Raw genomic sequence first — 14,017 nt, forward strand, 5'->3', positions numbered from 1 at the left:
GAGCGGTTCCTGGACCAGGGTCCTTGTTTCGGGGAAGACCGGATTTGTGCCGGCGAGCAGCCTGGGTGCGTCGAATCCCTCGAATGTCTATCGCTGGGTGAAGGGCAAGCAGCCCGTCTATCAAGCTGCCAAGACCTCGGGCACGAAGATCGGCACGCTTACGAACAACACGAGGGTGCAGTGGCTGCGGACTTCGGGTTCGTGGCAGCAGGTGCGTACCGGTGCAGGGATTGGCTGGATCCAGTCCAGCAAGCTGTCCACCACCGCAATCAAGGTTATCCCTCCAAAAACGACAGTCACTTTTAGTACCCCGCGCTGGACCACCGCGAATCTGAATCTCCGCTCGGGTGCAGGAACCGGCTACCGATCCGTGGCTGTGGTTCCCAAGGGTGAACGGGTTCTTCTAGGACGTTCCTCGGGTGGCTGGGCCAATGTCAAGACCAGCAAAGGCACGGGCTGGATAAGCGCTGGCTATCTTTCGACCGTGGCGCCAAAGCCTCCGGTAGTGAAACCGAATCCACCGAAGCCCGATCTAGTCACCTTCAGCGCTCCGCGCTGGACCACTGCGAATCTGAATCTCCGCTCGGGTGCAGGAACCGGCTATCGCTCCGTATCTGTGGTTCCCAAGGGCGAGCGGGTCCTCCTTGGCCGTTCCTCGGGTGGCTGGGCCAATGTTAAGACCAGCAAGGGCACGGGGTGGGTGAGCGTAATTTATCTGTCCACCGTGGCACCACCGCCCCCGGTAACCACCGAGTACCGGTGGGCCGCCGGCAACGTTAACCTACGCGCCGGCAATTCGACGGTGTACCCGATTATGGGCCTGGTTCCCGCCGGGGAACGTGTCACCTACCTGCAGACCAAGAGTGGATGGGCCCGCGTGGTGACTAGCCGAGGCACCGGATGGATGAGCGAGGATTACCTTTCCACGAAAGCAGTGGCAACGCTCCAGCCGGATACCACTGCGGTCAATGCAGCAGTGAAGCAAAGGTATGCGGGCTACGTTTCAGCCTATGGCGGTGTCCGCGCCGGCTCCGTCGGCCACAGCAGCGGCGTGGCCACGGACCTCATGATCAAGGACTACAAGAGCGCCCAAGGCATCAGGAACGGCGATGAGATTGCCCGGTTCCTCATTGCAAACCGCGAGTCGCTCGGCATCTATTACTTGATTTGGAAAGACAAGATCTGGTTGGGCCCGGCAAAGGGATGGGAAGAGTACTCGAAATCCGGCAAGTACGGCAATCAGTTCGTCAACAACTGGAACGATACGACGCGACATCTGGACCACATCCATGCGGAGACCTACGGAAATTCCGGGACCGGGGCACCGCTGGTGAAATAGTGCCCGCACTATGGTCCCAAGGATGGGCGCGCACCTCGGATGTCATCCAGCGCGGGTATTTAGTTCTCGCAGGATGGCCGCCTGAATCAGCCGGTTGCGGATCTTTGGCTCGAGGGGCCGTCCGGCCATCGACATGCCATGGCCGATTTTTTCAACCTTGCGCTCTGCGCGTGCAATGATGCCGTCGATTTCATTCTCGGGCAGTGACTCTATGTACTCCCAGATCAGTTGTTCGTGGGCAGAGCTGTCGCGTGAACCGGTGAATTCGTTTCCAGCCACGGCTCGCCTCCTCACCCCAGTCTGGCATTTGAAGGTGAAAGGCACCACCGTGCCCCGCCTTGTAGAATCGATAGTGGTGTTTAGCGGTATTGGCTCGTGTCCATGTCACCGAGCGAACCCCCATATGGGGAAATATGCCCGTCATTCCACCACCGATTCTCTTGATAGGACCACACCACCATGAGCTTGATCCGGCTAAACGATGTCAGCGTGCGATTTGAAAACAACCAGATCCTGCGCGAGGCATTCTTCAAGCTTGAAGCGGGGGACAGGGTCGGGCTTATCGGCAGGAACGGTTCGGGCAAGTCGACCTTGCTGAAACTGATCCTTGACCAAGTGGAGCCGGACGCCGGCACCGTGGCGGTGGAACTTGGAACCAAGATCGGCTACTTCTCCCAGTTCTCGGAACTCAACGGGGCGTCCACCATCTCCGAGGTGCTTGACGAGCTCTTTGCCGAGGTCAAGGCGATTGAAGCGGAACTCGCCGAGATCGATGTGACCATTGCCGCCGACCCCAAGGCCGATGAAATGGATCGGTTGATTCACCGCCAGTCCGAACTGTTTGAATCCATGGATCACATGGATGGCTGGGACTACCCCCGCTCCATCGACACCGTGCTCACCAAGTTGGGCTTCGACGAGGCCCATCGGGTTTGCCCCATCGATTCCTTGTCCGGCGGTTGGCGGAACCGTGCTGCACTGGCAAAGATCCTGCTCGAGGACCCGGATGTGCTGCTTCTGGATGAACCCACCAACTTCCTCGATGTTGCGGGTGTTGAATGGCTGGAGAACTGGTTCAAGTCATTCAAGGGCGCGGCAATCATCGTTTCGCACGACCGCAAGTTCCTGGACTCGGTGGTTACCAGGATCATCGAGGTCGAGAATTTCCACCTCCACGAATACCCGGGAAACTTCGCCGAGTACGTGGTGGCCAAGCAGTTCAAGCTCAAGTCCCTTGAGTCCCAGTTCGTTCACGAGTCGGAGCTCCTCGCCTTTGAAGCCGAAGGCATCTCCGACCGCCGGGAAGCAGCCAAGGCTGCAAGCAAGGGCCTGGACAACAAGCTTTCCAAAATCAAGAAGTCACGCGCCCCGCGGCCCGTGGACAAGATCATCACCGAAATCTACGGTGGCCTGCACATCAAGGACACCCTTTGTCGAGTTGAGGGCTTATCGAAGTCCTATGGGGAGAAGACCCTTTTCACTGACCTAAGCTTCGAGGTCCGGCGTGGCAACCGCATGGTGATCCTCGGTGCCAACGGCAGCGGCAAGTCGACGCTGTTGCGGGTACTCACCGAACAGGAAAAGCAGGATTCGGGATACGTCACCTGGACCAAGGGTGCCGCGGTCGTTTCCTACAACGAGATCCTTGACGAACTGGATCCGAACGACACCGTGACCCACGCGGTGAATGCCATGCCGAATTCCCTGGCGTTCAGTGCGACGAAAAAGTCGGTGAACCGGTTCCTGGCCATGTTCCAGTTTTCCGAGGCGGATTTGAAGAACCGCATCGGAAATCTGTCCGGAGGCCAGCGTGCCCGTGTGGCCATGGCAATGTGTCTGCTCTCGGGTGCCTCGGTGCTGATCCTGGATGAGCCGACGAACCACCTGGACATGTCCAGCACCCAGGTGATGGAACGAGCGCTGCTGCATTTCCCTGGTGCCGTGGTGGTGGTCAGCCACGACCGCTTCTTCACCGAGAAGATCGCCAACCGCTACCTCGTGTTCGGGACGGAGAACGCCAAGTCCGGCGAAGTCGCGGTGCGCGGCGCCTGAGCGCTCTTCGGCGCTCGTTCGGGGCTGCGGAAAGTCCCGGACGTCGCCGTTCCAGAGGGCAACGACACGTAGCCAGCTACGAAGTGTTATCCATAGATCTTGGACCCGGTTAGGATCCCCGACGTGGACTTCACAGTCGTACCCAGGACATTCTGCATCAAGATCATCGAACCTGACACGGGTTGACGAAGGTAATCTTCTTCGGCGTGCCTGGAGTCAACATAGCCTCCAATCCAGCGTTTCCAAGTCCCACATGGCTAGGGGTTTTTCAGAGCCGCTGCGCGCACGTGTCAACGGCTCTGCGCGAAAAACGCACGAGCATGGGCGCCTCGCCTGTCACTTCAACTCCTTTTCCATGGATGCTGTCGAGCTCCATGAACCGCATATCCATCCAGTGCGGGAGAAATCGGATGGTCCACGTCATATTCGAGGTGTTGGAGGGCGTTGGGTTGGGAACCGGTTCAACCTGTGGCTAGAGTCGGTCACACAACGCGGGAGCTTGGGAAAGACCAGGCTGAGAGGGCGACTTAGGGTGTCGCCGACCGCATGAACCTGTCCGGGTAATGCCGGCGAAGGGATGTTTGCAGATGCTTGATTTTTCCGTGTCCTTGGCGATATTGGTGTTGGTCTTGGCGGTGTTTGCCTGGGTTGGCCTTGGACTGGGCCGGGATCGAAACCTCGAGGAATTCGCCGTGGCGCGCAATAGCCAAAACGGCCTGGGGCTGGGATTGTCCTTTTTTGCCTCGGGGGTGGGTGCCTGGATTCTCTTTGCAGCACCGGAAATCGGTGCGAGTACGGGCATTGCCGGAGTGGTCGGTTATGCCGTAGCAGTTACGGTGCCGCTGATTGGACTCGTTCTGGTGGGCAAGAGGCTGCGGGCATTGATCCCGCAAGGACACAACCTCGTGGAGTTTGTGCGCCTGCGCTATGGATCCACCATGCACATCTATGCACTGGTGATTTCCATGATGTACATGCTCATTGCCCTGTCTGCCGAGCTGACAGCCATTGGCGCGGTGTTAGGACGCATGTCCGACTTGGACCCTCGGCTGGGCATTGTCGCGGTGGCGTTGATCACCGCCCTGTACACCGCCTACGGCGGTCTGCGGGCCTCGATCCGCACCGACCGCTGGCAATCCTGGATGCTCTTCGCCTTGCTACTGGTCGTCGGCATGGTGCTCTTCGGGGGACTTGCCCGTGCCGAGGCACCGCTGGACCCGGCACTTCTGACCGTTGACCTTGGCGGTGTCGAGGCCGCGCTGACGTTGGTGGTGGCTGTCACCGCCACAACGCTCTTCCACAACGGGTACTGGCAACGTGTCTGGGCAGCACGCGATTCCCGCGCACTGAGCCGCGGCGCCGTTATCGGGGCAGTCACCCGGTTTCCAGTGGTATTCGCGGCGGCCCTGGTTGGGCTGCTCGCGGCCGGTTACGGTGTCGCCCTGGGCACGCCGGCGGTGCCGTTCTTTGCCCTGCTTGAGTCCCAGCCGGGCTGGGTGCTTGCTGCGGTCTTGGTGCTGACCCTGGCCTTGGTTGCCTCCACGGTGGACACGTTGCAAAACGGGTTGGCTGCCATGGCCGTGACCCATGTACCCAGACTCGGCCTCACCGGGGCGCGCATAGCCACGATCGTGTTTACGGCGATCCCCGCTCTGATTGCCTTCCAAGGCTTCTCGGTGCTGCGACTGTTCCTGATCGCCGACTTGCTGTGTGCCGCGACGATCATCCCGATCCTCTTGGGCCTATGGCGCCGCTCGACCTCCACGGGAGCGATATGCGGATCGATCGCCGGGCTGGTGGCGGCACTGGGCTATGGCTGGATCGCCGGAGGAAACCTGCCGGCCGCCGTGGCCATCGCCACTTTTGCCCAGGGACTGTCACTGGCCCCGTTCCTCGCCGCACTTGCGGCCTCCGCAGTGGTGACCCTGCTGGTGTCGGCCATTGCCGGGCGCAGCACGGACCTGGCGTCGCTGGGCGGGCAGGCCCGGAGCCTGGACGGACCGTCGGGGCCAACCGCGGACACCGGCGAGCTGCTCGAGTCCAGCACGGCAGAGGAGAACGCCCGATGAACGGCCATGGATCCACCAGCATGCCCGGGGCCGAACGCGACGACCTGGACCTGCGCCTCCAGGCGTTTATTGAGCGGGGTCCGGAGCCGGTCCAGGCCCACGGAACGGGACAGTGCCCGGATAACGCCGAATTCAACGCCATGGCGCTTGAACTTTTCGCCTACCAATTCGAACGCAACATTCCCTACCAGCGCTTCTGCCGGGCACGTGGTGCACAGCCCGGCGTCGTCGCCAAGTGGCAGGACATCCCGGCGGTGCCCCTGACCGCGTTCAAGGAACTGACCCTGGCCTGCGCACCGGCGGAAGACTCCGCAGCCGTCTTCATGACCAGTGGCAGCACGGACCCGTCCACGCGCGGCAGGAACCACCACCCGCACCTGCACCTCTATGATGCCTCGGCGCGCGAGGGATTCGCCCACTACTTCCTGCCCGATACACGGCGTATGCCACTGCTGGTGCTCAACCCCGGCCCGACGGAGAACCCGAGTTCATCCCTGGCCCATTTCCTGGGTGAGCTGGTGGACGCCTTTGGGGCCACGGGAAGCGACCACTTCATGGCGGGCGACACCCTCGACTGGAAACGACTGGCCGCGGTGCTGCGCGATGCGGAAGCAAGCGGGGAACCGGTGGCATTGCTGGGCACCTCCTTTGCCTACGTGCACCTGCTCGACGCCCTCGAACGCGAAGGACTGTTCTTCTCCCTGCCCGCCGGCAGCAGGCTGCTGGACACCGGTGGATACAAGGGACGTTCCCGCGAGGTGGGGGCCGAGGAATTGCGGTCTCTCTTTGCCCAACGCCTCGGCATTGCCGATGAATGGTGCGTGAACTACTACGGCATGACCGAAATCAGTACCCAGTACTACGACTCCACGCTGCGCGAGGCATGGCTGGGCCGTGAGCCGGGCCAGCGGCGCAAGGCGGTCCCGGCATGGAGCCGGATCCGGGTCATTGATCCCCAAACGGGACGGGACGCGGAACGGGGCAGCCACGGCCTGATCGTGCACTACGACCTGGCCAACAGGGGATCGTGCCTCGCGGTGCTCGCCGAGGACATTGGATACCTGGTGCCACCGGCAACCGGGGGAGCAGGTGCACAACCCGACTTCGTGTTGCTCGGACGCGCCGAGGCCGCCGAAGCCAGGGGATGCTCCATGGCACTGGATGAGATGTTCGGCGCGAACCGGGGTTGAGCCATGAAGGAACCAACGTACATGGACGGATCCCTCGCGGTGCCGGGCAGCGCCGAGGCCCCGGCAATCGACGGCTACTTCCTGCCGCAACTTGAAACCCACGAGCTCGAAGGGCTCGATTGGCGGGAAATGACGGTGGGCGGCATCGTGGTTCGCGTGCCGCAGATGTCTCCCGCCCTCCTGGACCTGGTGGCGAGTCGGCTTCTTGCTGCCCAGCGGGAGCACCTGGCCAACAGGCCGGTGATGGACGTGGTGGACGTGCTCGGGAAGGTCTTCGCCCGGTGGGACGATCCGGACTACCACTGGCGGGTGCGGGCCGAGGCCGTGCTGCCGGCGGTGACGGGCTATGCCCCCGCCATGGTGCGCCGCGGCCTGGCCCGCTACCTGCAGACCTTCCGGCATGATCGCCTCCTGCGCTTCCTCGCCCAGGACCTGGAGGACCCCCTGATCCTGGACGGTTTCCGGCCCAATGGTGCCGGGGGCCGCTCTAAGGCCTATGGACCACGCCTGACCACACAGGTCCTGGCCGGGAACGTGCCTGGCCTGGCTGCGTGGAACGTGGTGTGCACACTGCTGGTGAAGTCGGCAATGCTGGGCAAGTCGGCCTCGGGCGAACCGCTTTTTGCGGTTTTCCTGGCCCAGAGCATCGCCGAGGAAGACCCGGCGTTGGCCTCCTGCCTGGCGGTTGTCCATTGGGGCGGGGGAGCCGAAGAGATCGAGCGTGCGGCATTTGCCCGTTCCGACGCAGTGGTGGCGACCGGCGGCGGCGCGGCCATTGCATCGGTGTCGGCCCGCGTGCCGTCCGGCGTGAGGTTCATTGCGCACGGGCACAAGGTAAGTTTTGCGGTGATCGGTGTCGAGGCACTGACTGAAGCGGAATTTGCGAATACTGCCCGGAAGGTCGCCTACGACGCCTCCCAGTACGATCAACAGGGTTGCTTGTCACCCCATGCCGTCTTTGCCCAACGCGGCGGCGAGGTCGACCCGGGACGCTTTGCCGCCGCGGTCGCCGAGCAGATGCAACTATTCGACCTCGCGGAGCCCCGGGCCCGGCTGGGCCTTGACGAGCATGTCGCCCTGGACAGGGTGCGCTCGACCCAGGAATTCCGTTCCTACGCTGATGACGGACCGCTGTACTTCACCGCTCCGGCGGGCAACAACTGGACCGTTGTCCATGACTCCCGGCCCGAAACCCTTGTTCCTTCGCCCCTGAACCGTTTCCTCCGTATCCACTCCGTCGAGGGAATCGAGGAGGTGCTGCACCTGATGGAACCGTTGCGCCGTGACCTGCAGACGGTGGGCGTAGCTTGTTCGCCACAAACGCTCGAAGCGTGGTCCGATGCGCTTGGCGCGTGCGGGGTAGACCGGATCTGCGCCGTGGGGAGCATGCCTGAGCCTGCCGCCGGATGGCACCACGATGGTGTCGGCAACCTGACGGCCCTGATTCGCTGGGTGGACATCGAGCCGCCGGCCGGATCCAGGGCCGAGTGATGGCCACTGGGATGAGCGGGAGAGCGGATTGCGCGGTCCAAGCCACGTATTGCCCCGTAAGCCAAGTGTCTGTGACTATGCGCACAGTGACCCGGATTTGTCCCGTAACATCGACCTATCGAGCCGGGATTATGACGAGGCGGACGATATTCTGGTATCTGGCCCGTCTCAATCCGGTCCAAGCATCCAGCCCACTGAAATAGCAAAGGTGCCACCCCTGTGTCTGTAAACAAGCCAGTCGTCCTATTGGCCGAAGAACTCTCGCCCGCAACCGTTGCGGCCCTGGGTCCCGATTTCGAAATTCGCCAGACCGACGGTGCGGACCGCTCCCAGTTGCTGTCCGCGATTGCAGATGTTGACGCCATCCTCGTGCGCTCCGCAACCCAGGTCGACGCAGAAGCCATTGCGGCCGCCAAGAACCTGAAGGTCATCGCCCGCGCGGGTGTGGGTCTGGACAATGTGGACATCAAGGCAGCCACCCAGGCCGGCGTCATGGTCGTGAATGCCCCGACCTCCAACATCATTTCGGCAGCCGAGCTGACCGTGGGCCACATCGTGTCCCTCGCCCGTCGCATTCCCGCTGCCAACGCATCGCTGAAGAGCGGCGCATGGAAGCGCAGCTCCTACACTGGCGTGGAGCTCTTCGAGAAGAAGGCCGGCATTATCGGCCTGGGCCGCATTGGTGCGCTGGTCGCTGCCCGCCTGCAGGGTTTCGGTATGGAAATCCTTGCCTACGACCCCTACATCACCCCGGCACGCGCGCAGCAGCTTGGTGTCACCCTGGTGGATCTGGACGAGCTCCTGGCCGAGTCCGACTTCGTGACCATCCACATGCCCAAGACTCCTGAAACCGTGGGCATGCTCGGCAAGGATGCCTTCGCCAAGATGAAGAACTCCGCCTACGTCATCAACGTGGCCCGCGGCGGCCTGGTTGACCAGGACGCGCTCTACACCGCACTGAAGAACGAGGAAATTGCCGGTGCCGGCATTGACGTCTTCGTCCAGGAGCCGAGCACGGACCTTCCCTTCTTTGAATTCGAGAACGTCACCGTCACCCCGCACCTGGGAGCCTCCACGGATGAGGCCCAGGAAAAGGCAGGCGTTTCCGTGGCCAAGTCCGTTCGCTTGGCTTTGGCCGGCGAACTGGTCCCGGATGCGGTCAACGTCGCCGGAGGCATCATTGACGAGAACGTCCGCCCGGGCATCCCGCTGATGGAGAAGCTGGGACGCATCTTCAACGCGTTGACCGTTGGTTCCCTCACCAGCATCGACGTGGTTGTTGCCGGCGAAATCGCATCCTTGGATGTGAAGGCGTTGGAGCTTTCGGCCCTCAAGGGCGTCTTCATGGACGTTGTCTCCGACCAGGTATCCTACGTCAACGCCCCGGTGCTCGCCGAACAGCGTGGCGTGGCCACTCGTTTGGTCACCACCCCGGATTCCCCGGAGTACCGCAACCTGCTCACGGTCGCGGGCGCTTCGACCGAAGGAACCCAGCTTTCGGTGGCCGGCACGCTGACCGGCCCGAAGCAGATCGAAAAGCTGGTCGGCATCAACGGCTACGAAATCGAGATCCCGATCATCGACCACATGATCGTCCTGCGCTACGCAGACCGTCCCGGTGTCATTGGCACCTTGGGCAACGTGTTGGGCGAGCAAGGCGTGAACATTGCCGGCATGCAGGTGGCCCGCAAGGAAGAGCGCGGCGAGGCTGTCGCCGTGTTGGCCATCGACTCGGCCCTTCCCGCCGGCGTCCTGGACATCGTGCGTGCCGCCATTGGCGCCACGGTTGCCCGCGAGATCAACCTCGAGGACTAACGCCCCGCAATCGTAAACAATTAGCGTGCCCTGCACGCCTCCCGGGTACCTCTTGGAACGTCTTTGAAGAGGATGCGGGTTGGCGTGCGGGGCACGTTTTTTCTGGCAGCTGGCAGCTGGCAGATCGTCGTGGCCGGGGATCCATGGCTTTGGGACGACGGCGGCCGAGTGGCCCAGACCAAGTGCACGCGCCGCTTGAATGCGTCAGGACCTGGGCCAATCTGGCAAGTGACCATAAAAGGCGCAGGTGGGCCGCGCGTTTCCCAAGGGCATCCTTCGCACCGCATAGGATTGAAGGATGATGTCTCAGAGCGCCATATTCGTCGATGCCAGTTTTCTGCTAGCAATTGGGGGACACCGTGCCTCGGGAACAACATTGCGTGCCGCCTTTACGGTTAACTACGAAGCCCTGATCGAAGGGATCCTCAAAACAGCCAAGGATTCCAGTGGCTTGGAGAACCTGAGGATCTATTGGTACGACGCAGCCAAGGATGCCATCTTTACGGATCAGCACAAACGCATCGGATTGATACCCGGCGTCAAGGTGCGGCTTGGCCGCATTTCCTTTAATGGTGAGCAAAAGGGCGTCGACCTCAAACTGGGCCTCGACCTGGTTGGGATTGCCCGGAACCGCGCCGCCTCGGTTGCCTTCCTTGTTTCCGGTGATGATGATCTAGCCGAAGCCGTCGAGGAAGCCCAAGACCTGGGTATGAAGGTTGTTCTCATCGGCGTGGAGAAGGCCGATCACCGACTGGGTGTGGCATCCGTTGCCGAACACCTTGCCTTGCGAGTAGACAGCATCATTACCCTGCCCGAAGAACTCATCAAGTCTTCGTTTGTGAAGGCAGTGTCTTGGGATCCGGAACACGCGATTCATTCGGCCGCTATCGCGAGTGCTGCCGCTGCCTCCAAGGAAGCTCCTATCGATTCGGCGTCAGCACCGATGGCCCCAAAGCCAGGCATGCCGAAGGCCCCCACGCCCGCGCTGCTGAGCCAGCGACCCAAATTTCAATCGACGACCCAAGCCCCCGCCCCGGCACCGGCGGACTACCAACTGGTTTACAGCTCGACAAACCAATCTTCGGGGTTTGCGGGGGCAACAAGTGCCGACCGTAGCGCCATGGAGGTAGCCACGGAAGTGGGAAGCAGTGTGGCGACCAATTGGCGGGCAAGCACGACTGAAACCGACTTAAAAGACCTTCTTGCAGATCGTCCGCTCCTACCCCCGGAAATCGACAGGGTTCTACTCAAGGACTGTGCCCAACGACTCGGCGAATGGAAGACCGATTTGCAGGATATCCGCCGCGCCTTGCGGGTGGCCTTCTGGGAGCAACTCGATCAGCTCACATAGGGGTCCCCGATGGGCGTATTCGGGCCAAAATGCGATAGATTTCTATGGTGACTTCTGAGCAGACTCCGTTTTATATCACCACGGCCATTTCCTACCCGAACGGCGTTCCCCACATTGGGCACGCCTACGAGGTAATCGCCACCGACGCCATGGCACGCTTCAAGCGCCTTGACGGCCATGACGTATTTTTCATGACTGGTACCGACGAGCATGGACAGAAGATGCTTCAGACCGCCGAACGCGAGGGAATCACCCCGCGCGAGCTGGCACAGCGCAATTCGGATGCATTCCAAGCCATGAACGACGAGCTGGGAATCAGCTATGACCGATTCATCCGCACCACGGACACGGACCACTATGCGGCAGCCCAGGCCATCTGGAAGCGCATGGAAGACAATGGCGACATCTACTTGGACAAGTACGCGGGCTGGTACTCCGTGCGCGACGAGGCGTTCCACCACGAGGATGACACCGAGGTTCGTGAGGACGGCCTCCGCTACTCCAAGGAGACAGACACCGAGGTGACCTGGACCGAAGAGGAATCATACTTCTTCCGCCTGTCCTCGTACCAAGACAAGCTGCTGGAACTCTACAAATCGCAGCCGGAATTTGGGGCTCCACATACCCGATTCAACGAAGTGATTCGCTTCGTTGAGCGCGGTCTGGAAGATTTGTCGATTTCGCGCACCACCTTCGACTGGGGAGTTCCGGTTCCCGGAAACAAGGACCACGTCATGTACGTGTGGGTTGACGCGCTGACTAACTACCTCACCGGAACGGGATTCCCCGATGTTGAGTCGGAGTCATTCAAGAAGTACTGGCCTGCTGACGTCCATGTGATTGGCAAGGACATTTCCAGGTTCCATGCGATCTACTGGCCGGCATTCCTGATGTCTGCAAAGTTGCCGTTGCCAAAGCGCGTGATGATTCATGGTTTCCTTCACAACAATGGCGTGAAGATGTCCAAGTCCCTAGGCAACGTTGTGGCTCCCGCGGACTTCGTTGCCCAGTACGGACTTGACCAGGTCCGCTACTTCTTCCTGCGCGAGGTACCGTTCGGTGCCGACGGCAGCTACAGCCACGACACCATTGTTGGGCGCATGAACTCGGACCTTGCCAACAACCTGGGTAACCTGGCGCAGCGATCGTTGTCCATGGTCGCGAAGAACTGCGGGGGAGTGGTACCGACTCCGGGTGAGTTCACCGAAGCGGACCAACAGATCCTGGCTGCTGCCGGCAAACTGCTGGAGATCAGCCGCGACGCATTCTCGCGCCAGGAATTTAACAAAGCTCTCGAAGCCATCTGGACGGTTCTGGGCGACACCAACGCCTACTTCGCCGACCAGGCTCCGTGGGTACTGCGGAAGACCGATGTAGCCCGCATGGAAACAGTCCTCTACGTGACCCTGGAAGTTGTTCGCCGCGTGGCGCTGCTTGTGCAGCCGGTCATGCCGGCGGCGGCGGCTTCGCTGCTGGGTGTCTTGGGCCAGGCGGAAGGTTCAGCCCGCGAATTCGGTGCCTTTGAAAGGTCGCTTGTGGCTGGTACTCAGCTACCGGCTCCGACGCCCATATTCCCGAAATACGACTAATTTTGACCACTCGATCATCATCGGAAGTGCTATTATCCAAAAATCCCACGGCACCCAATATTTACGGGACGAAGAGTTGAGTATAATTGATCAAAACTAATTTAGTAAATTTCTATCAATTACATATAAACGTAGAAAGTAAAGCTCAATACTTTGCATTTTATTTATACAAAGATGGTGAAGTGCAAGATAAATCTAAATATTCTATGCGCAAATCAATTGCGTATAATTTGGACGGTCCGGGTTTATATAAGGTTAAAGTTTACAATAAATTCACTGATGGAACTATTGAAGCAAAATACTCAGATTCAATTCGTTTCGATGGATTCAGGGAAAGCGCTCCGGTTGAGCGTACACATGACATCGCGATAATCGGTGTTAGCCGAACAGCAGCTTTCGTCGCGCATGTTTTCGAGGTACGGCATAACGTACGATACTTCGTTGACCCGACCGGGAACCTTGTGGGGGGCACCTTTTTTGGGCGGCCCATTATTTCCAGCCTTCCGGAAAGCGAAGACTTGCGAGTTGTTGGCCACGAGAAGTTTCTGAAAAAATATCCTGATATGGATTCCTTTAGTCTCACTAACGGCGCGGTAGATTCACTTACGAAAGAATTCCATCGGCATGGTGCTATGGATCTGTATAGAATATCTAGAAGAACCTACCTTGCGGGGCTAATCGAAGGATCTTACTATATTCAGAATTTTATTTTCGGAAAGTATAATTCACGTATACCCTTTAAGGCGGAAATCGGCGAAGGTACCCGACTAGGAATCGGAGGCATCGGAACGGTAATACACCCTGATTCAATAATCGGAAAGAATTGCGTAATCGCTCAAAACGTCACCTTGGGTAGTCGAGCAGGAGGAAACGGGACACCAGTCATTGGCGATAATGTTTGGATTTCTCCAGGCGCCAAATGTTTCGGTGGCCGTATCGGCAACAATGTGATAGTCGGGGCGAATGCTGTTGTCTTAAATGAAGTCGAAGATGACTGTGTTGTTGCCGGTGTTCCGGCGAAGTTAATCAACAAAAACATTAGCAAATATTCTGGTTATTTTTTAAAAATGAATAAAGAGTAGAACCTCATTCCTGTTTTTGCCATTACTCAAAAGGAGAGC

10 protein-coding genes and 1 riboswitch are annotated in these 14,017 nt (G+C 59.9%); of the genes, 9 read left to right on the top strand and 1 reads right to left on the bottom strand.

Features of this window, described 5'->3' with window-relative positions; genetic code table 11:
* Nucleotides 1–1,339, top strand: a 1,339-nt coding sequence (locus ACIPUB_RS17715; protein ID WP_407608581.1) for an SH3 domain-containing protein, incomplete at its 5' end; no start/stop codon positions are given.
* Between the two features lie 42 nt (nt 1,340–1,381).
* On the opposite strand, the gene ACIPUB_RS17720 is transcribed toward ACIPUB_RS17715, so the two are convergent.
* Nucleotides 1,382–1,618 carry a hypothetical protein gene (locus ACIPUB_RS17720; protein WP_407608582.1) on the bottom strand — a complete coding sequence of 79 codons (237 nt, stop codon included), beginning with the start codon at nt 1,616–1,618 and terminating at the stop codon, nt 1,382–1,384.
* Between the two features lie 210 nt (nt 1,619–1,828).
* Here ACIPUB_RS17720 and ACIPUB_RS17725 point away from each other — a divergent pair, with 210 nt between their 5' ends.
* From ACIPUB_RS17725 to ACIPUB_RS17760, 8 genes are all read left to right on the top strand, one after another.
* The gene (locus ACIPUB_RS17725; protein ID WP_407608583.1) at nt 1,829–3,391 is read left to right on the top strand and encodes an ABC-F family ATP-binding cassette domain-containing protein; all 1,563 of its coding nucleotides are present in this window, start codon (nt 1,829–1,831) and stop codon (nt 3,389–3,391) included.
* Between the two features lie 481 nt (nt 3,392–3,872).
* A riboswitch (TPP riboswitch) is annotated at nt 3,873–3,988 on the top strand.
* Nucleotides 3,979–5,460: a sodium:solute symporter family transporter gene (locus ACIPUB_RS17730; RefSeq protein WP_407608584.1), complete on the top strand. Its 1,482-nt coding sequence runs from the start codon at nt 3,979–3,981 to the stop codon at nt 5,458–5,460. Its footprint overlaps the riboswitch before it by 10 nt.
* Nucleotides 5,457–6,650, top strand: coding sequence for a hypothetical protein (locus ACIPUB_RS17735; RefSeq protein ID WP_407608585.1), 1,194 nt, complete (start codon nt 5,457–5,459; stop codon nt 6,648–6,650). Before ACIPUB_RS17730 ends, ACIPUB_RS17735 begins: the two co-directional genes overlap by 4 nt.
* A gap of 21 nt (nt 6,651–6,671) precedes the next feature.
* Nucleotides 6,672–8,141 (top strand): acyl-CoA reductase, encoded by a 1,470-nt coding sequence (locus tag ACIPUB_RS17740; protein ID WP_407608586.1) that lies wholly within the window; start codon nt 6,672–6,674, stop codon nt 8,139–8,141.
* Between the two features lie 219 nt (nt 8,142–8,360).
* Entirely contained in the window at nt 8,361–9,956 is a 1,596-nt protein-coding gene (gene serA, locus ACIPUB_RS17745; protein ID WP_407608587.1) for a phosphoglycerate dehydrogenase, read from the top strand.
* A gap of 301 nt (nt 9,957–10,257) precedes the next feature.
* Nucleotides 10,258–11,307, top strand: coding sequence for an NYN domain-containing protein (locus ACIPUB_RS17750; RefSeq protein ID WP_407608588.1), 1,050 nt, complete (start codon nt 10,258–10,260; stop codon nt 11,305–11,307).
* Between the two features lie 44 nt (nt 11,308–11,351).
* Nucleotides 11,352–12,896 (top strand): methionine--tRNA ligase, encoded by a 1,545-nt coding sequence (gene metG / locus ACIPUB_RS17755; protein WP_407608589.1) that lies wholly within the window; start codon nt 11,352–11,354, stop codon nt 12,894–12,896.
* An 86-nt stretch (nt 12,897–12,982) separates the two neighbouring features.
* Nucleotides 12,983–13,978 carry a serine O-acetyltransferase gene (locus ACIPUB_RS17760; RefSeq protein ID WP_407608590.1) on the top strand — a complete coding sequence of 332 codons (996 nt, stop codon included), beginning with the start codon at nt 12,983–12,985 and terminating at the stop codon, nt 13,976–13,978.
* Nucleotides 13,979–14,017: the final 39 nt, after the last annotated feature.

Origin of the sequence: Paeniglutamicibacter sp. ORCA_105 (assembly GCF_045798545.1) — a bacterium.
Taxonomy (GTDB): Bacteria; Actinomycetota; Actinomycetes; order Actinomycetales; family Micrococcaceae; genus Paeniglutamicibacter; species Paeniglutamicibacter sulfureus.

Coding starts and splice junctions, on each gene's coding strand:
- ACIPUB_RS17730 (WP_407608584.1), top strand. CDS start 3,979: ATGCTTGATTTTTCCGTGTCCTTGGCGATATTGGTGTTGGTCTTGGCG.
- ACIPUB_RS17735 (WP_407608585.1), top strand. CDS start 5,457: ATGAACGGCCATGGATCCACCAGCATGCCCGGGGCCGAACGCGACGAC.
- ACIPUB_RS17740 (WP_407608586.1), top strand. CDS start 6,672: ATGGACGGATCCCTCGCGGTGCCGGGCAGCGCCGAGGCCCCGGCAATC.
- ACIPUB_RS17750 (WP_407608588.1), top strand. CDS start 10,258: ATGTCTCAGAGCGCCATATTCGTCGATGCCAGTTTTCTGCTAGCAATT.
- metG (WP_407608589.1), top strand. CDS start 11,352: ATGGTGACTTCTGAGCAGACTCCGTTTTATATCACCACGGCCATTTCC.